This is a genomic window from Pseudomonas sp. MHK4 (genome assembly GCF_054600775.1).
In genome coordinates this window covers 16,990-35,562 of sequence record NZ_BAAIAK010000015.1, presented here as the reverse complement: position 1 = coordinate 35,562, position 18,573 = coordinate 16,990, and the positions used below count along the sequence as shown (strand labels likewise).

The window sequence follows — 18,573 nt, the reverse complement described above, 5'->3', positions numbered from 1 at the left end:
CTTACACCCGGGCCGCGTCAGGAATGGTCAGCGGACGACCGATGCGCGCTTCGATCTTGGCGTAGCGCCACAGGCTGTATTGGCCGACCGGCGTGGTGCGGAACAGGTTGCAGGCGTCGATCACCGACTGGTGGCAGTCGACGTCGGCCATGATGTACACGGTCCAGGGCGAGGTGGTCGACGGGCCGACCATCAGGCGGTCGTCATCCATGGCGCCGAGCACGGTGATGCCGGGCATGGCGCCGAGGTCACCCATCATCTGGCTGAAGCCTTTCCACACGCTCAGGCCTTCGCCGGTGGGCAGGTCGAAAAAGTTCTGGGTGATGCCGATGCAGAAGACGACGCGCAAGGGTTCTTGAGTGGTCTGGGTCATGAGTGTTGATCCTTTTGAAATAGAGAATTCAGATGTAGCCCGGGAACGGCGGTACGCCGAGGAACACCGAGCCGGCGCCGTCGTACAGCCCTTCGCTGAGGAAGGCGTGCTGGGTCACGACCATCGAGTCGCGCAGGTAACGCTGCAGCGGATGGCGCAGGTAAATGGCGGTTGTTCCGGCCAGGCTGTAGGCGCTCTGCACCACGGCGGCACCGGCCTGGGAGACGTGGATCGCAGACAGGCGCAACAGGCTGGTCTGTTCCGGCGTGACCGGGTTGCCTTTGATGATCGAGTCCCACACCTGTTCGGTGGCGTTGTAGAAGAACCCACGGGCAGCGGCGAGCTTGGCTTCAGCCTTGGCAATCTCGATACGCACATAAGCGCGGTCGGCCATTTTCGGCGCGCCGGTGATGCCACCGCCGCCGGCCATGCGGCTGACTTCGTCGAGGGCGGCGCGGGCCAGGCCGAGGTTGACCACCGCCAACACTTGCGCAGCGTAGGCAATCGACGGGTAGCGGAACAGCGGCTCATCGATGGTTGCCGCCCCGCCGCGGATAAAAGTCCAGCGCTCGTCGATGCGCTTGTCGCTGACGCGCAGGTCATGGCTGCCGGTGCCCTTGAGGCCCACCACGTCCCAGTTCTCGACGATCTCTACCTGGTCCGGACGGAACACCGCTGTGCGCGGCTTACCGCCCGCTGCACCGATGCCCACGCCCAGCAGGTCGGCACCTTTGCAGCCGCTGGCGAATTTCCAGGTGCCGTTGACCTGATAGCCACCCTCAACCGCCTCGGCGGGCTGCAGCGGAAACAGGCCGCCGGCGAATACCAGGTCGGGGCTTTGCGAATAGATTTCAGCCAGGGTTTCCGGCGGCAATGCGGCGAGATAGACGCCGGCGCTGCCGAAGCTGGCGACCCAGCCAGCGGAGCCGTCGGCTTCGGAGATGCGCTCGATCATCTGCAGAAACTTTGCCGGGGCCAGGGCGTCGCCGCCGTAGCATTGCGGCGTGGCGGCACGGTAGATGCCCACCTGCTTGAAGCGTTCGATCATGTCCCGCGGCACGTGGGAGCCGGCGTCGAATTCGTTGCGGCGTTGGCGTACTTCTTCCAGTACCTGCGCAAAGGCCGGGCTGTCGACGACATTCTCGTCAACGCCGATCGATGCGTCTTGTTGCACGACCGCTGAACGCAGCATGGGCTTTCTCCGATTTGCTTTTTGTTAGATGGGCCCAGTGTAAAAACCGCATGCCGGCGCAACTATTGGTGCGTGCAGCCCCCCGACTAAAGAAAACCCCTAGATCCTCACCGGTTACCTCTGAGCGCATCCCGCTGTGCGAGCAGGTATAAAACGCCATACTGCAAATCTCTGCCGCCAAGGGCCGTGCGATGTACTTGCCAAAACCGAACGATTTTTTTGCGCTGATCGAAGCCATGCCGCTGTGCATCATTCTTCACGATGCGCAGACCAAGGAAATTCTCTGGGCCAACGCTGCCGCCCTGGCGGCGCTGGGTTTTACCCTGGAGGAACTGACGCCGCTCAAGGCCCCGGACATGACCCGCGACGAGCCCAAGTACCGGCGCTCGGTGGGGCTGCGCTGGCTGGAAGGCGCCGCGCGCACCGGCCAGCGCGCCATCGAGTGGTGCTATCGCTCCAAGCAAGGCGTCGAGATTCTGTCCGAGGCCGTGGCGACCCTGGTGCATCTGGAAGGACGCGATGTGCTGATGGTGCAGTTTCGCGACATCTCCAAGGAGGACCGGGTCAAGCGCGACCTCAAGCGTTTCGAGAGCCGGCTCAAGGCCTTCATGCAGGATCTGGCCGAGGGCGTGGCGGTGCTGGGCCCCGAGGGTGACATCCGGTTTATCAGCGACTCCGGCGCGCACTTGCTCGGCAGTGAAGTGCACCCGTTGATGGACAAGAACTTCCTGGCCTGGTGCGACGACGCTTCGCGCCAGCGCCTGCTGCAACGGTTCGCCCATGAGACCCCGGATCACGCGCCGTTCAACGTGCATTACCAGGTGCAGCGGCGCGACGGCGAATGGCGCTGGCATGATGCAACGTGCCGCTATATAGAGATCGAGGATGACCTGGTCGGCCATCTGCTGCTGTTTCGCGACGTCACCGAACAGGTGCAGGCCGAGGAAGCGCGGCGGGTCAGCGAGCAAAAGCTCGAATACCTGGCGCGCTACAACGCCATGGGCGAAATGGCCGTGGCCATCGCCCACGAACTGAGCCAACCCCTGGCCGCCACCCGCAATTTCATCGAGGGCGCGGTGATTCGCCTGGGCAACGCCGCCGACGCCGATCAAGGCGTCGCCTGGGGTCTACAGAATGCCGTGCGGCAGATCGAGCACGCCTCGGTGATCATCAAGAGCGTGCGCGATTACGTGGTGAAGCTGGAGCAGAGCGAAGAACTGATCGACCTCAACGAACTGCTGCGTGAAACCCGCTACTTCATCAGCCTGCGGGCCGACCCGAGCGTGGTACGCGTTGAGGTCGTGACCTCGCCCGGGCCGCTGCGGGTGAGTTGCGAGAAGGTATTGATCGGCCAGGTGATCCTCAACCTGGCGTTCAATGCGATCGAAGAAATGGCCGACCTGCCCGTCGAACGCCGCTTGCTGCGCATCCATGCGCGCGCCGACAACGGCATGGCGCTGGTGAGCATCGAGGACAGCGGCCGCGGCATCCAGGCCCAGGCGCAAGAGAAGCTGTTCGACGGTTTCTTCTCGTCCAAGGTCAGCGGTAACGGCATCGGCCTGGCGCTGTGCAAGAACATCATCGGTCGTCATCGGGGCGATATCTGGGCGCAGAACCTGGAGCCCTGTGGGGCGGTATTCAGCTTCTCCCTTCCCCTGGCCACCCCCGGCCCCCTGTAGGAGCGAGCTTGCTCGCGAAAAACGTCAGAACGATGCAGTCAGTCAGGCAGGGCGCGATATCGTTGACGTCCATCGCGAGCAAGCTCGCTCCTACAGCATGACACTGGCACAGATACACAAACACTTGGCAGGCAGGGCAATTCCCCCGATTGCCGGGCAAGGCACTATTCGATGGTCAGAATCTGCCCACTCACCCGCGATCCGCGTTACCAACAATTCAGGAAGTTCCCCTTATGCGAACAAACAGGATCTCCGTACAGTCAGCGCTAGGCCTGAGCCTGCTTGTACTCGGTTTGAACAGTGCCCGTGCGGACCTGCCGGCCGACACCATCGGCCAGACCACCCTGGCCTTCCCCGCCGAACCGCACCGCGCGTTTGTGGTCGATGTCGAGTTCGACAGCTTCGTCGCCGGGCGTGTCACCGTGGTCGACCCCGACCAGAAACGCGTGCTCGGCATGGTGCCGACCGGCTTTGCCGCGCCTTCGACCTTGAGCCACGACGGCAAGCTGATCTACAGCGCCGACATCTGGTACTCGCGCGGCACCCGCGGCACCCGCACCGACGTCCTGACCGCCTGGGACAGCTCGACCTTGTCGCCGGCCTGGGAAGTACTGATCCCGAACAAGCGCGCCGAGTCGCTGACCCAGCGCTACGGCCTGAAGACCAGCGGCGACGACCGTTTCGTCTACGTCTACAACTTCACCCCGTCGACCTCGGTCACTGTGGTCGATACCCAGACCAAGGCCGTCGCCAGCGAAATCTCGATCCCTGGCTGCGTGCTCAACTACCCGGTCGGCAAGCGCCGTTTCGCCTCGCTGTGCGGCGACGGCAGCCTGCAGGTGGTGACCCTCAACGACCAGGGCCAGGAAACCGCGCGCAACCGCACGCCGTTCTTCGACCCGAACGCGGAAAAACTGGTGGAGCGCGCGGTCAACGTCGGCGACACCTACTACTTCACCACCACCACCGGCACGGTGCGCGCCGTGGATTTCTCCGGTGACACGCCGAAAATCCTGCCGAGCTGGTCGCTGACCACCGAAGAGGAAAAGAAAGCCGGCTGGGCACCGGGCGGCTGGCAGCTGATGGCCGTCGCGCCGAAGCTCAACCGCCTGTACGTGCTGATGCATGACGCCCACGAACCGATGAAGTGGGAAGACCCGAGCACCTTCATCTGGGCCTTCGATCTCAAGACCATGAAGAAAGTCGCCACCCTGCAAGCCCCGGCGCCAGTGTGGAGCATGCAGGCAACCGGCGACGACAAGCCGCTGTTGCTGGGCACCGACGTTGAAGGTGGTTTGCAGATCTTCGACCTCAAGACCAACCAGCACACCGGCAGCATGGCCAAGGTCGCCAAAACCGCGACCCAGGTCATGAGCTACTAAACGAGATTCGGCCCATGCAATCAGATCCGATCTTCATCATTGCCAGCGCCCTCGCCATTTCGGCGCTGCTGGCCAGTGCCGCGACCCACAAGGTGCGGGCACCGGGGCGCTTCGCCAAGCAGCTGGCGGATTATCAACTGCTGCCTGCGGCGCTGGTTCGTCCGAGCGCCAAGTTGATCCCGCTGCTGGAACTGGCCATCGCCTTCGCGCTGCTGGTCCCGGTCAGCCGGGGCTGGGCAGCGTTGAGCGCAGCCAGCCTGCTGGCGCTGTACGCCGCCGCCATCGGCATCAACCTGTGGCGCGGTCGTCGCGACATCGACTGCGGCTGTGCCGGTCCAGACCAGGCGCAACCGCTGCGCCCGGTGCTGCTGCTGCGCAACAGCGTGCTGGTGGCGCTGGCGCTGCTGGCCAGCATGGCGCCGGTGGTGCGTGACATGACTGTGTTCGATGGCTTCGTGACCGTGGCCGCCGCCGCTGTCGCGCTGCTCATCTACGCCGCGGCCGCTGGCCTGATGGCGAACTCCCCTCTTCTGCTCAAATTGATTGGTAGGTAATCGAAATGGAAGGCTTGATAGTTTCCAACGTTCTGCTCTGGGTGCTGCTGGTGGCCGTGGCGTTTGTCGTCATGGGCCTGGTTCGTCAGATTGGCGTGCTGCACGGTCGCCTCGCGCCGGCCGGCGCACTGATGGTCGACAAAGGCGTGGCCGTCAACGAAGCCGCACCGCAAATCACCGCCGCCGACCGCAAGGGCCGCCCGGTGAACTTCGGTTATGCCGGCGAAAAATCGCAACTGCTGTTTTTCCTCTCGCCGACTTGCCCGATCTGCAAATCCCTGCTGCCGGCGATCAAATCCATCGCCAAAGAACAGGCCGGTACGCTCGATGTGGTGTTCGTCAGCGATGGCGACATGGACGCCCAGCAAGCGTTGATCCGCGAACACAAGCTCGAAGACGCCACCTACGTGGTCGGACCGGAAGTCGGCATGACCTACCAGATCGGCAAGCTGCCGTACGCCGCGCTGATCGACAAGTCCGGCACCCTGCGCGCCAAAGGCCTGGTCAACTCCCGCGAGCATCTGGACAGCCTGTTCGAAGTCGAGCACCTCAAGCACGCCACGCTGCAGCAGTACCTCAACGCGCAGCCCCACGACCATGACCACAGCCACGGCCATAGCCACTGATAAGGCAGGGAGACCTTCATGAAACTGCTGGATCTGTTGTTCGAGCGCTCGACGCGCCGTGTTGCCGACACTACTTCGCGCCGCAAACTGTTGTCGCGCATGGGCTCGCTGATGGTGGCCGGTGCCGCCCTGCCCCTGCTGCTGCCCCTGGATCGCACCAGCAAGGCGCTGGCCGCCACTGACCCGAAGGCTGGTGACCCGGGTGATCCGAACAGTTGCGACTACTGGCGCTACTGTTCCATTGACGGCTTTCTGTGCAGCTGCTGCGGCGGGTCGGTGACGTCCTGCCCACCGGGCACCGAAGCCTCGCAAGTGACCTGGATCGGCACCTGCCGCAACCCGGCCGACGGCAAGGACTACATCATTTCGTACAACGACTGCTGCGGTAAACAAAGCTGCGCCCAGTGCGCCTGCACCCGTAACGACAGTGAAGAACCGGCCTACCGCCCGTTCAACAACAACGATGTGAACTGGTGCCTGGCCGCCAAGTCGCACATCTATCACTGCACCGTTTCGATCATCCGTGGCGTAGCGGTCTGACACGCGCTTTACCGCCGGTTGCCTGGCAATCGGCGGTTTCCCTTGTAGGAGACATCTCATGCGCAAGTTGCTGGTCCTCGGTCTCGTCTGCGCCCTGAGCGCCCCGCTCGTCCATGCCCGGGCCATCCCCGACCCGACGCAGCGTCACGCACCCGGCAACGAAGAACTGCAAAAGCCCATCGCCCAGGCCGGCTACAGCGTGGGCGTGAACTACCAGCTGCAATGCGCCGGTTGCCACCTGGGCAACGGCATGGGCTCGGCGGCCAATGACACACCGAGAATGACCGGGTTTGTCGGCAACTTCCTGAAAGTCCCCGGCGGCCGTGAATTCCTGGTGCGCGTGCCGGGCATGTCGCAATCGGCGTTGAACAACGCGCAACTGGCTGACCTGCTCAACTGGCTGATGCGCGAGGACGGCATGGCCGGCAAAAGCAGGCCCGCCGACTACCAACCCTACAGCGCGGACGAAGTCGCGGCACTGCGGGCCAAGACCATGCTCAACCTGCCGGGTACCCGTGCCGAACTGATCAACAAGATGCGCGCCCAAGGTATCGCCATCGAAGACGGAATGAACAACTGATAGCGGCAAACGCAATGACTCATCCTGGGTCCAGGCCTTCGCGCCTGCCCGGATAATCCCCTTGCGACCGATGGTCGTGCAGACACGCCAAAAGCAGGCCAGCCGGCGCCTGCGTCACTTCTCCCGACTAAACTTCGTCCATAACGTGAATGAATCCACAGTGCTGCTAAAGTGATAGCACGGGACCCGCATTCTCCCCTGCCCTGCGATTTTCGGTGGAGGGTGGATTTCTCGACTATAAGTAGCTTGCCGCTGAGGCTAAAGCTCTGAAACGAGGGTAGTTTTGACCTGGATCGCGCTCTTGTCGGGCGCGAGGGGGGTAGCAAAAATGGGATCTGATCATGATTTTTGAGCCGAGCAGTAGTCGTTCCGTCCTCCAGCGAAGAAGCAGCACCAGTATCTTTATCCAGGCAGGTCTCGATAGCCTTGCTGTCACCGGTGTCGCGTGGTACCTGATTGATTACCACATCGGCTACATCACGCAGGCCTATGTGATCATGGTCCTGCTGTTGCTGGGGGCGTTGGCCGTCGTATACGACCACTACGCCATCTATCGAAGCAATGTCGGGTTCGCCGTCAAGGCCTTCAAACTGTTCAAGGCATGGACCGCCGCTTTTTGTTTTCTCGTCGCCATGGCCTTTCTTACGAAACAGAGCGAACAGTACTCGCGCCTGCTGGTCGGTGAGCTGTTCGTCATTGGCTATTTTGCCCAGCTGCTGTTGCACCTAGGGAGCCGTGAACTGCAAAAGAAGTTCCTGGCGCATCCCACCCAACGGGACAACGCGCTGATCATTGGCTCGGGAGAACTGGCGGATTTTCTCCACCAGAAAATCAGTAACAATCCCTGGCTGGGTGAACGGGTCGTCGGCTCCGTGTTGATCGGGGCGGCCGACGACCACGGCAAGGATGGCTCGGAGAATCCCAATCGCCTGGCGATACTGGGAAATTTATCCGACCTCGATGACCTGGTCGCGCAACATTCCATTCGCACCGTCTACTTCGTCACGCCACTGGACGGATCCCAGGTGATCAAGGATGTGTATTTGAAGTTGTTCGACAAGCACATCTCGGTCAACTGGGTGCCGGACATCTTTTCCCTGCGCCTGATCAATCACAGCGTTCGCGAGATTGCCGGCATTCCCGTGCTGACCTTGTCCGAAACGCCACTGATGGGCATGCGCCTGTTGCTCAAGAACCTTGAAGACCGCGTGCTGGCGTTTCTCCTGTTGCTGTTTGCCGCGCCGGTGCTGGCCATCGTCGCCATTGCCATCAAGCTCGATAGCCCGGGGCCGGTGTTCTTTCGCCAGCAACGGATGGGCTGGAGTGGCGGACCTTTTCGCATCTGGAAGTTTCGCAGCATGAAGGTCCACCAGCCCGAAGACGGTGTGGTCAAGCAAGCGCAAAAGAATGATCCGCGCATGACCCGGGTCGGCGCCTTCATTCGCCGAACCAGCCTTGACGAACTGCCACAGCTGTTCAATGTGCTGATGGGCGAAATGTCCCTGGTCGGGCCTCGTCCCCACGCCATCCAGCACGATGCGCAGTATTCGCCCGACATCGCCGACTACTTTGCGCGTCACAACATCAAGCCTGGCATCACTGGCCTGGCCCAGGTGCGTGGCTATCGGGGCGAAACGAAAGATATAGAACAGATGATCCGTCGGGTCGATTCGGACATCGAATACATCAACAACTGGTCGCTGTGGCTCGACTTCATCATTCTTGCCCGAACGGTGACGGCCTTCTCCGGCAAGCATGCCTACTAATCGTGTCCTGGATGCATGAGCGAAATCGAGCGCCCGGTAGCGCTGGTTATCAGCGCTACCGGGTGACGAAAGAGGCAGGCAAAGCCTGAAGACGCGTTATACCGGGAACAGATCGAGCGTGCGCTCAACCTCGTCGGGGTCGATCCGGAAACCTTCGCCGTCCGGGGTACCCACCACAAAACCGAAGTTTTGCTGATCGCGATCCGTCAGGTACTTGAAGAAGCAGACAAAACGATCAGGCGGTTGCAGGATCAGCAGCGAACCGCCGGGTTGCAGGAGATTGACGCCATGTATGAGCTGGCTGCCTTCAATGCCAATCACTGTCCTGGCCCCGGCACAGGCGGCGACGATGGTCGGCACATCGCACTTCGACGGGTCAATGATGCGAAAACCCCGGCGCTCGCGCAGACGTTCGGCCAGCTCCAGTTCATTGCGCAACAACCGCAACTCGCCCTTGTTGCCCCGTAGAACGAATACGCCCGGGTGAGAACTGGCATCGACATGCGACAGCAACTTTTCAGACATTCCACGAAAGCGCATGTGCTTATGGCGGTTGTGACTGATGTCGTCAAAGATCACCAGCTCGCGAAAATACGCATTGCGCAAACGAACCGGATTCATCCCCAGCCAGTCTTCATAACCGGGCGCGTGGAGAATCCCGTGCCTGGCTACGCAAACGGCATCCTCAGAGAGCACCGTAGTCACCGGAACGCCCTCCTGGCTGGCCATGGGATAGGTGATGCAATCATCCACCATCCACGAGCCAAACCACTTGTTCCCGCCCATGGTGCAATACATCGCGCCGCGATCAATTTCGTTTTCTATGCGAATCTTCGGCAACCAGCCAGCCCTGGGCGATAACCAGGATTTGGCTCCACCGTTGTAAAGCGCGCCATCGATCAACCAGGCATCCTTGAGCAGAAAGGCGCGTGTCGGGCGGTGCTGCACGAGACCGTTGCCCTCCATGGTGCGCCGGGGATGCTCGAAGGGATAAAACTGCCACCCCGTCACGCGCTCAAGCTGGTTGGGCAGGTAAAAAGCAGGCGGGGCAACGGAGGCATCCGCCGGAGCAACTTCCCAGGTTTTCACCGCGACACTTTGCAGATCCAGCGCCGGTTTTCTGGCAAGTTTCTCCTTGAATATGTGTTTATACGCAGCAAAACTCCATTTCGCCCCAGCGCCGCTCACCAACATATTCGATTGCGACATAAGGATTACCACTCTACGTTGAAATACCAATAGCGCTTGTCATCTGCGTGCTCGACATCCACTTCAGTTGCAAATCAGGCTTTCCATGGCAGGGGGCGATTTCAGATGACTGTAGCGACCGCGTAAGGTCTGGAGCAGTATTTCTTGCGGCGCCTTGGCGCAATGAAGATAGACCTTGGAAAGTCCACCAAAACCCATTTCACGATAGCGCTCGGCGATTTGCTCATCACTCGGCCCGTCCGGCAAACCAAGGTGCAAGGTCAGTTTTTTACCCTCCACGGCAAACAGAGGGGTTTCCCAGAGAAATTGCGCGACGCCCACCCTGGGCAGTCGGATAAATAGATAACCGTGGTTGTTCAGCGTATCGACATCGCCGCCGCGCCTTCTTTTCCACTCCAGCAGACCATCGTCGGGACGCGCCAGGCACGTGCCGATATCGTAATAGTCAAAGCCGTTTTCCAACGCCCATTCCAGCGCCATGAAGGTGGTGATCGAGTTGATTTCCCGTAGCTTTTTCGCATCCGTATAGACCGTTTCCGGGTAGCCGAAACGGATCGTGCTCCAGTAGCGCTTGCCCGCGCGGGTGATCACGCAACCCAGGTGACAGGCGACGACCTCGTCTTCCAGCAGCACCAGGTCCAGTCGCCCGGCGGTTTTGGCCACCCGGCGCACTTCCTGCTGCTCGATTTGCGAAGCGGAGTTGCCGTGCCTTGCGCTGGCATAAGGTTGCAGCATGCCCTGGTCCGCGCTTTCGATTTCATCGTCGTTCAACGCCTGTTTCAAGCGATAGCGCAGGCGGTTCTTGCGAAGATTGCGGCGCAACTCGGAGTTGTATCTGGCGGTTATATCCTCGATCGATCTGCCCAGGGGCACGACAGCGCTAAGATACTGCGGCACGCACAGCGCACCTGGCGTCGGTATTTCACTGACAAATACCGTGTGAGCTGATTTATCCGGTTTAACTTGCTGATTGGCCACCTGGGGTTCAGCGGGTTCAGCGCCCATCAGAACTTTGACAAATTCGCGCTGGGCTTTGCGACCCACATAGAGAATGTCGTAAGCGCTCTCTTCACGCAGTTTGAACCTGACAAATTCCCAGCGCCAGAAACAGGCTCGTCCGGCAATGTCGCGCAGCCAGGCGTGAGCTTTCCTCAGTTCAAAGCGTACCGACGGCGTAACCCACTGGCGCAACAGTGCCTTCACATATTCTTTCATTTGGTATTAACACTAATTAATTAAGGAAAGATTATTCGAAAGTTCGAGTCAAGGAATAAGACACTGCAAACCAGGCTTCGATTCAATGGCGGTTGACGTCAAACTTTCGTCGTTTATTGCACTAAACACGACACAAATGGCAACCGCGCCAGCAAGCCGTCGCTTACATGAGCAGTAAAGATCCTGCGCGAGAGTTTTGCAAGATATTACAGAGCCAAGCCTGCATATATCGCCCGGGCTCACTCGCCAGTCGGCCCTGTGCAAGCAAGCGTCCTCAATATGAACATCGGGTTACCGACTACATATCGACTGAACAGGCGTCTGGGCTCACTGATCAGCCGAAATACCCATTCGCAGCCCAAGCCACGCATCCATTGCGGAGCGCGATTCACCTTGCCGCCGAGAAAGTCCAGGATCGCCCCGCCACACACGATCAGGCACGGTACGCCGCTGGCCGCCAGCCTGGCAGCAACGACTTCCTGCTTGGGCATGCCCATCCCCAACACCACCAGTTCCGGCTTATGTTGCCGGGCCAGGTCCAGGTAGGTCTGCACCTCGGCGAAACCATGGTGGGCAGACACCACATTGACCGCCCATGCCGCCTCGCACTGTCTTGCCGCATTGGCCAGGAAAGGTTCTTGCGTGCCCCATAATGCCACGCGTCGTCCTTTGGACGCCGCCAGCAACTTGGGGATCAAGTCCGTGCCATTCATGTTCAGACCTGGCACCCGGCCCAGTCGACGAAACAGGATGGACATGCCGGAGCCATCGCGCAGCAACACGTCGGCGGCCGCCAGTGCCTGGTAATAGTCATTGTCCCTGGCGACCAGGTTCATCGCATGGGCGTTGACGAACCCCAGCACCGTCGCCGCTTGCGGCCTGGACAACGTCTCGATCAAGCGCAACTCTTCTTCGGCGTCGCTGATGACCCTCAGTGACTGGATGATCGTTTGCCAGTTGTGCTGCCAGGCGGGTGCGCGCATCAGGAGTCGTCTCGTTTGGAACGCACCCATTCAACCTGGCGTTTAAGCAGGAAGCCCAGGTACAGGGGAATTTTCTTCAGGGCGTAGAACGGCGCATAGAGCAACGCGGAAAAGGCAATGATGCCGCGCCCGAACCGGCTCCACGCCAGCAGGATGGTCGCCATCAACATGGCCACCCCGAGCGAAGCGATCAAGGCCGGCAGCCAGGCGCCGAACAACCAGAACACCAGCCAGGACAGGGTATACGCCGCGCCCAGCAACAACGTCAGCAAGGCCAACGGCGGCACCAGCAGATCCAGGGTCATGGCCAGCAGGTTGAGGTTGCGCCGGGCAATCGACTCGCCAAGCAATTTGGGCGCGTCTGCCAGGATCACGCCCAGGTGGCCATGCTCCCAGCGCGTGCGCTGGGTCGTGAGGCCTTCGTCGCTGCGCGGGAAATAGCTGGTCACCAGGGCATCGGGGCAGAACAACGGCGGCTTGCCGCTACGGCAGAAATCCAGGCCCATTTTCAGGTCTTCGACGATGTGACCACTGGCCAGCGTGATCAAGGGCAGGTCGCGCCAGACGAACGCCATGCCGGTGCCCATCAACTGGCAGGGCAAGCCCAGTCGGGCCCAGCCTAGCGGGCGCGCCTTATTCTTCACGCACCAGGCAAACTCGGCGAGCTGTACCTTCAGCCCCGAACCCGCCGGCGCACGCATCAGATCAAGGGCCTGGGTTGGCCGGCCCGAGTCGATGCACTGTATGGCCAGGCGCTCGATGAAGCCTTCGCTGATCTGGCAATCGGCATCGACAATGATCAGCACGTCCGGCGCGTCGCTGGCCAGATGACGCGCGCCAAAATCCAGCGCATAACCCTTGCCACGCAGCTGAGCATTGCTGCGCTCCACCACCTCGGCGCCCGCTGCGCGAGCGACCGCCGCGGTGTCGTCGCAGCAGTTGTCCGCCACCACCAGCAGGCGGTCGCCCTCCAGCAGTTGCGGGCGCAGGGACTCCAATGTGGCCTGGATGATCGAGGACTCATTGTGCGCCGGCACCAGCACCGCCACCCGCGGACGCGGGCGTTGCGTCGACGCAGGCGTGCGCACCGGCAGGTCCGCCAGCAGCACCTGCACGAACAGCACCAACACCGGCAGGAGGAGGATTGCCAGCGGTACGCCCAGTAGCCAATTGAGGAATGTGATCATGCTTGCGCCTTGAACAGATGAGCCAACTTGGTCGCTTCAGTGTCGATATCGTGGCGCTCGAGCACGCGCTGGTAAGCCGCCTCGCCCATGCGCTGCAACACCTCGACAGGTTGCGCGAGGCAGTCCGCCAGTGCCGCCGTCAGTTCCTCCACGGCGCCTGCGGGAAACAGCCAGCCGTTCTCGCCCTGGCGTACGAGTTCGGGAATGCCCGCGACATAGGTCGTCAGCACCGGCCGGCGCAACGCCATGGCTTCCATGATCACCACCGGCAAGCCTTCGGCGAAGCTCGGCAGCACCAGGGCCCGGGCGGCGAGAATTTCCGTGCGCACCTGTTTGCTGCTGATCCAGCCAGTGATTCGCACACGCGATTGCAAGCCATGCCGGGTGATCAGTTCTTCGATCTGCGGGCGCATTTCGCCGTCGCCGGCCAGGACCATCTCGAACTCGACCCCTTGCTCGGCCAACCGACGCGCAGCCTCCAGCAACAGCAACTGGCCCTTCTGCTCGCACAAGCGCCCCACGCAGACCAACCGCGGCGCGGACGGCACCGCCACCGCCGGCACATCGTGAAAGGCCCGCTCCAGGCCACAATGCACGACCTTGACCCGAGCCCAATGCGCGTGGTCGACCCAGCGATACAGCTGGCTGCGCCCATAGGCGCTGATGGCCGCGACAAAGGCCGAGCGCCGGACTTTCTCGCCCAGATGAATGAACTGCGGCTTGTCGAACTCTTCCGGGCCATGCACGGTGAAACTGTATGCCGGCCCACCCAGGGCGTTGGCCAGCATCACCACTTCGGTCGAGTTGGTGCCGAAATGGGCGTGCACGTGCCGGGCGCCAAACGCCTGCATCCACAACAGCACGCGACACGCCTCGAGCAAATAGACCAGGTGGTACGGCCAGGACCGATCGGCACGACAGCCCATGCGCAACGCCAGCCACAGCGTCGAAAAAAACCGTTGCGGCTGGGCGCGCAGTACCTGCAGAGCAGGTTTGAGCAACGCCTTGACGCCGCCCTCCAACACATACTGGGTCTTGCTGCGTTCGGACTCGTCCTCGGCGTCTACCAACTCGGCATCCCAGCCTCGCAGCGCGATGCGTTGTACCTCAAAGCCCTGGCGTTCCAGTGCCAGGATCTCGCGACGAATGAAGCTATGGCTGACCTTCGGGTATTGATTGATGAAGTAAGCGATACGCATGGGCACCCGGCTTTTGTCGTCGAATTTGTTACTGCAGGTACCCCCACAGTAGTCCAGTAACCGGTCACGTCAATGCACTGCGTAGCTGCCTGTCAACACCTTGTCGACCTGGGCAAAGGCATCGTCCAGCAGCTCATAGCGCCGGCGATACATGGCGCGTTTTTTTGAAGCGATGGTTTCAAGCGGCTTGCGCGACGATGCCATGGGAATTTCAAAGAAGTCTTCGCGCTCCGAGGGGGTCGCCCCGTGTTCAAGCCAGATCGAATCGTAATTGGCGGCCAGCTCCTGGGCTTTGTGCGCACCAAAATACGGGTGACGGTGGTGACGATAGACATCCCCTACCGCGTAGATTTTTCCGACCCCGATATTGCCGGCGATGTACTTGGTCACTTCGATCAAGAAGCTTCTGGGACGCAGGCCTTCAAAGTCCTTGGTCACATCCCGGTAGATGGCCAGCGACCTGTCGCTCTCGATGCCTTTATGGATGCCCTGGACGGCACCGATGAAGATGCACAGCTCACCTTGCGTTAAACACAAGGTGAAGGCGATCGAGGCGATACGCAGATCGCCCTGGAACAGGTTCAACACCAGTTCGCCTTCACGCATGAACCAGAACGGGCGATCCAGCACCAGGGTACAACCTGGCGACCAGGCCGTCAGATCGCTCAGGACCAGGCTGTCGTCGCGCCCGAACAGCAACAATTGCGGGCAGCTTTTGCTGACCACTTCGTAGTGCGAGGCCATGACCCCAAGTTTGTCCTGGGCGCCCCAGCTTTTGCTGATGTAGGGCCAGTGCACGACGCCCAGGCAATCGCCGCCGAGCCTCTCGATCCCGGTACTGCCCAGCGCGTTGGACATACGGGCGAAAAACAGATCCAGCTCGGTCCAGTTTTTGGCCACCAACAGCAGGAACTTGAGTTTGTTCTTCAATGCCCTCAGGGAATAGCCAGCGTGCACGGAGAAGACGCTTTTGACGATCAACCAATAGTCCATCGAAGTCTCACTTGTATTCGATCAGTGCGGATTTGCCGGCACCGAACCTGTTCAAAAGAAACTTGACCTGCCCGACCATCTCGGGAAATTTGCCCAGTACGAGGAAGAACGCCAGCAGCCAGTTTTGCCGCGCGGGACCTGCGCCGCGCCTGGCCAAACGCGCGACCTGCAGGGGATAGACCAACAGCACCAGCAGTCCCGTCCAACCGAGCATGAGCGTGGCAATCAGCGTTGCCAGCGGCACGCCCAGGCCCCAGAACCAGGCACGGCGCGACTCGCGTCGCCAATGACGCTCCGGCGCGCTGCCATGTAAGAACGCGCCCTCGGCAAAGGCATAACCTCCGCGCAGGGTACGCCGCCACCATTGGCCGAAACGGGTCATGCTCGCATCGTGCAAGGTCATTTCCGCAGGCAAGCGCCAGACCTTCCAGCCCTTTGCCCGCAGGCGCACACACAGCTCCGGCTCTTCACCGGCAATCAGGTCCGGTCGGTACCCGCCCGCGGTGGCGAAGGCGTCCGCGCGCATCAGGGCATCGCCACCACAGGCGCTGGTCGCACCGGTCGGCGTATCCCATTCGAGATCGCACATCAGGTTATAAATGGAACGCTGGGGAAATCGTTCGCGGCGCCGTCCGCAAACCACCGCCACCTCGGGCTGCGCATCCAGAAAGGCCTGTGCATGGGGCAGCCAACTGGCGACCACCTCGCAATCGCCGTCGACGAACTGCACATGACGCATCGACGGCAACAGGCGTTGCAAGCGGGCAAACCCTTCATTGCGCGCGCGAGCCGCCGTGAAGGCAATGCTCATGTCCAACTCGACCACTTCGACGCCAAGCCTTTGCGCCATTTGTACCGAGCCATCGGTCGACCCGGAGTCGACATAGACGATCTGCTGCGCCGCGCCGACCAGCGAAGCCAGGCAGCGCTCAAGTCGCTGGCCTTCATTGCGACCGATGACAACGACGCCCACCCCCATCGACGCCGTGCTCATGAGTATTCCCCGGCATCGACGAACTTGCGCTGCTTGATGGTCGCCGGTACGCCGACGGCCACCGAGTTGTCCGGTACGTCGGTCAACACCACGGCATTGGCACCGATCACCACATTGTTGCCAATGCGAATATTGCCCAGCACCTTGGCGCCGGTGCCGATATCGACGTTGTTGCCCATTATAGGGGCGATGGGCTCGTTCACGTTCTTGAGCCCAACGACGACGCCATTGCGGATCCGGCAGTCATCGCCGAACTGCGCATAACCACTGATCACGATGCCGCCGAAATGATCGATGACGAAGTTGCGCCCGACCACCACCTCGCACGGCAACTCGATGCCCGTCACGATCTGCACCAGCTTGAAGAGCACTTTGTAGATAAAGGACAGCAATTTGCGCAGCGGCGCCGGGCGCACGCCATAACGCCAGCGCCCGAAGCGATACACCAGCATCACCCAGAAACCCTGGGCGCCCCAGTCACCCTCGTATGCTCGCAAGTCCGCACGTATGTTATCGAACATGGACTGACCTACCGTGTGGGTTGGCTACCGAGTTTGGTTTTGCGCAGCAGCGCCCAGGTGACCCGTGTATGTTGCCAACACGCCTTGATGGCGGCCCGACCGCGACCTTTCAACAAAGCCTTGAGCCCCAGGATCAGGTCACACAGGCTGACCAGTAGCATGTGCAATGCCAACCCCGGCAAACCGTGGTGCTTGCGAAAGTACAACAGCTCACTTTCGATCTGCAGCGTCTGCAGCTGCCGACCGTCCATGTTCAGCTTGTCGACCGACTTGGCACTCTCGCCACCGATATGCACCACCGACGTGTGGGGGTAGTAGACCACCTTCCACCCTGCCTGCTTGACGCGCCGGCAGTGATCGACTTCCTCGTAGTAGAGGAAATAGCGCGGATCGAACAAGCCGACCTTGTCGATCACTTCACGGCGAATCAGGTAATAGCAGCCTGGCACCCAGTCACACTCGCGCACCGAGGCATGATCCCAGTCCAGGTCGTCGACCAGTTTCACCCAGGGGAAAAACCGCTCGAGCCCGGCCGTCACGAGGAACACATTCAGCGGTGTCGGAAAATAGCGGCACGAGGGTTGCAGTTCGCCGTCCCGACCGACCAGGCGCACACCGAGGATCCCGCAATCGGGATGAGCCTCCATGTACTCCAGGGTCTTGGCCAGGGTGTCGTCGGACACGAATGCGTCGGTGTTGAGCAGCAACGCGTACTTGCCCTGCAGGTGTTCAACCAATTGATTGTTGGCCCGCCCAAAGCCGACATTGGCTTTATTGGCCAGCAGCACGGCCTCTGGGCAAATATCGCCCAGGCAATCCAGCGAATTGTCCGCCGAGGCGTTGTCCACCACCAGGTAGCGCGCCGGATCGGCACGCTTGGACTGGCGCAGTGCATTGAACATCGGCTGCAGCAGGCCCGCCGTGTTGTAGTTGACTACGAGCACATCCAGGGGGGCGCTACTCATTGGCTTTCTCGCCAAAGAAGTACTGCGCTCTCATGGCCTTGAGCTTGGGCTCGTAATCCGGATCGAAGTGCGTGGCGCGCTGGCGGATGAGTTCCATCCACGGATAGTCTTCGCAACGTTCTTCGATTTTCTTGATCAGGTCTTCAACAGTGCAGAGCACCTTCGCCGGGTTCCCGCCCACCACGACACCGGGCGGAACATCCCGGGTGACGACGGCACCGGCGGCGACGATTGAGTTCGGACCGATTTTGCGACCTGGCATGATGATCGACTGATAACCGATGAAACAGTTGTCGAAGATATCGACCGCACCGACGGAGTCGAGCAGTTTACCTTCGCTGATCTGGAGCATGCCAACGAGTCCGTCGTGCCCGAGTATCGTACAATCGGACAAGCCGACGTTGTCGCCCAGGCGCAACAGCGTAGGGTCGGGGATGTTGGCGCCGGGATTGATCCACACGCCCTTGCCGACCGAATAAATACCTCCCCAGCGCGCCAGGTAATCGGCCCATTCATAGCCGGTGGGGTGGCAAAACTTCTTGAACAGCCCCTTGCCCCGACCCGTTTTGAACACGTAGTAACGTATTGCACGCTTTGCTAGCCCAATCATCCTGT

The 18,573-nt window shown here is 61.0% G+C and carries 19 protein-coding genes; 7 read left to right on the top strand and 12 right to left on the bottom strand.

What is annotated here, in order from left to right:
* Position 1: 1 nt before the first annotated feature.
* Positions 2-373 (bottom strand): hypothetical protein, encoded by a 372-nt coding sequence (locus ACYP2Q_RS27215; protein WP_046816379.1) that lies wholly within the window; start codon positions 371-373, stop codon positions 2-4.
* A 28-nt stretch (positions 374-401) separates the two neighbouring features.
* The gene (locus tag ACYP2Q_RS27210; protein WP_459733302.1) at positions 402-1,565 is read right to left on the bottom strand and encodes an acyl-CoA dehydrogenase family protein; all 1,164 of its coding nucleotides are present in this window, start codon (positions 1,563-1,565) and stop codon (positions 402-404) included.
* 191 nt (positions 1,566-1,756) lie between these two features.
* On the opposite strand from ACYP2Q_RS27210, the gene ACYP2Q_RS27205 reads away from it, so the two are divergent.
* The 7 genes from ACYP2Q_RS27205 (at position 1,757) to ACYP2Q_RS27175 (ending at position 8,692) form a co-directional block, all read left to right on the top strand.
* A complete protein-coding gene (locus ACYP2Q_RS27205) occupies positions 1,757-3,244 on the top strand; it encodes a sensor histidine kinase (protein ID WP_459733301.1) in 1,488 nt (495 codons plus the stop codon).
* Positions 3,245-3,477: 233 nt separating this feature from the next.
* On the top strand, positions 3,478-4,626 hold the full coding sequence (locus tag ACYP2Q_RS27200; protein ID WP_459733300.1) for an amine dehydrogenase large subunit: 1,149 nt from the start codon (positions 3,478-3,480) through the stop codon (positions 4,624-4,626).
* A 14-nt stretch (positions 4,627-4,640) separates the two neighbouring features.
* Positions 4,641-5,180 carry a MauE/DoxX family redox-associated membrane protein gene (locus tag ACYP2Q_RS27195; RefSeq protein WP_459733299.1) on the top strand — a complete coding sequence of 180 codons (540 nt, stop codon included), beginning with the start codon at positions 4,641-4,643 and terminating at the stop codon, positions 5,178-5,180.
* Between the two features lie 5 nt (positions 5,181-5,185).
* A complete protein-coding gene (gene mauD / locus ACYP2Q_RS27190) occupies positions 5,186-5,806 on the top strand; it encodes a methylamine dehydrogenase accessory protein MauD (RefSeq protein ID WP_075949195.1) in 621 nt (206 codons plus the stop codon).
* Between the two features lie 18 nt (positions 5,807-5,824).
* A complete protein-coding gene (locus tag ACYP2Q_RS27185; protein ID WP_027620621.1) occupies positions 5,825-6,346 on the top strand; it encodes a methylamine dehydrogenase light chain in 522 nt (173 codons plus the stop codon).
* A gap of 58 nt (positions 6,347-6,404) precedes the next feature.
* Positions 6,405-6,926, top strand: coding sequence for a cytochrome C (locus tag ACYP2Q_RS27180; protein WP_459733298.1), 522 nt, complete (start codon positions 6,405-6,407; stop codon positions 6,924-6,926).
* A 341-nt stretch (positions 6,927-7,267) separates the two neighbouring features.
* A complete protein-coding gene (locus ACYP2Q_RS27175) occupies positions 7,268-8,692 on the top strand; it encodes an undecaprenyl-phosphate glucose phosphotransferase (protein ID WP_459733297.1) in 1,425 nt (474 codons plus the stop codon).
* 96 nt (positions 8,693-8,788) lie between these two features.
* On the opposite strand, the gene ACYP2Q_RS27170 is transcribed toward ACYP2Q_RS27175, so the two are convergent.
* The 10 genes from ACYP2Q_RS27170 to ACYP2Q_RS27125 all read right to left on the bottom strand — a co-directional run bounded on the left by ACYP2Q_RS27170 (position 8,789) and on the right by ACYP2Q_RS27125 (position 18,568).
* Positions 8,789-9,901 carry a glycosyltransferase 61 family protein gene (locus tag ACYP2Q_RS27170; protein WP_459733394.1) on the bottom strand — a complete coding sequence of 371 codons (1,113 nt, stop codon included), beginning with the start codon at positions 9,899-9,901 and terminating at the stop codon, positions 8,789-8,791.
* Between the two features lie 63 nt (positions 9,902-9,964).
* Positions 9,965-11,116: a hypothetical protein gene (locus tag ACYP2Q_RS27165; protein WP_459733296.1), complete on the bottom strand. Its 1,152-nt coding sequence runs from the start codon at positions 11,114-11,116 to the stop codon at positions 9,965-9,967.
* Between the two features lie 239 nt (positions 11,117-11,355).
* On the bottom strand, positions 11,356-12,099 hold the full coding sequence (locus ACYP2Q_RS27160; RefSeq protein WP_459733295.1) for a WecB/TagA/CpsF family glycosyltransferase: 744 nt from the start codon (positions 12,097-12,099) through the stop codon (positions 11,356-11,358).
* Positions 12,099-13,286: a glycosyltransferase family 2 protein gene (locus tag ACYP2Q_RS27155; protein WP_459733294.1), complete on the bottom strand. Its 1,188-nt coding sequence runs from the start codon at positions 13,284-13,286 to the stop codon at positions 12,099-12,101. The genes ACYP2Q_RS27160 and ACYP2Q_RS27155 overlap by 1 nt, the downstream gene beginning before the upstream one ends.
* Positions 13,283-14,485: a glycosyltransferase family 4 protein gene (locus ACYP2Q_RS27150; protein WP_459733293.1), complete on the bottom strand. Its 1,203-nt coding sequence runs from the start codon at positions 14,483-14,485 to the stop codon at positions 13,283-13,285. The genes ACYP2Q_RS27155 and ACYP2Q_RS27150 overlap by 4 nt, the downstream gene beginning before the upstream one ends.
* Positions 14,486-14,554: 69 nt before the next feature.
* A complete protein-coding gene (locus tag ACYP2Q_RS27145) occupies positions 14,555-15,478 on the bottom strand; it encodes a DUF535 family protein (protein ID WP_459733292.1) in 924 nt (307 codons plus the stop codon).
* Between the two features lie 7 nt (positions 15,479-15,485).
* Positions 15,486-16,472 carry a glycosyltransferase family 2 protein gene (locus tag ACYP2Q_RS27140; RefSeq protein ID WP_459733291.1) on the bottom strand — a complete coding sequence of 329 codons (987 nt, stop codon included), beginning with the start codon at positions 16,470-16,472 and terminating at the stop codon, positions 15,486-15,488.
* Entirely contained in the window at positions 16,469-16,993 is a 525-nt protein-coding gene (locus ACYP2Q_RS27135; protein WP_459733290.1) for a serine O-acetyltransferase, read from the bottom strand. Before ACYP2Q_RS27135 ends, ACYP2Q_RS27140 begins: the two co-directional genes overlap by 4 nt.
* A gap of 8 nt (positions 16,994-17,001) precedes the next feature.
* A complete protein-coding gene (locus tag ACYP2Q_RS27130; protein WP_459733289.1) occupies positions 17,002-17,958 on the bottom strand; it encodes a glycosyltransferase family 2 protein in 957 nt (318 codons plus the stop codon).
* Positions 17,951-18,568, bottom strand: a complete 618-nt coding sequence (locus ACYP2Q_RS27125) for an acyltransferase (RefSeq protein ID WP_459733288.1) — start codon at positions 18,566-18,568, stop codon at positions 17,951-17,953. The genes ACYP2Q_RS27130 and ACYP2Q_RS27125 overlap by 8 nt, the downstream gene beginning before the upstream one ends.
* Between the last annotated feature and the right edge of the window lie 5 nt (positions 18,569-18,573).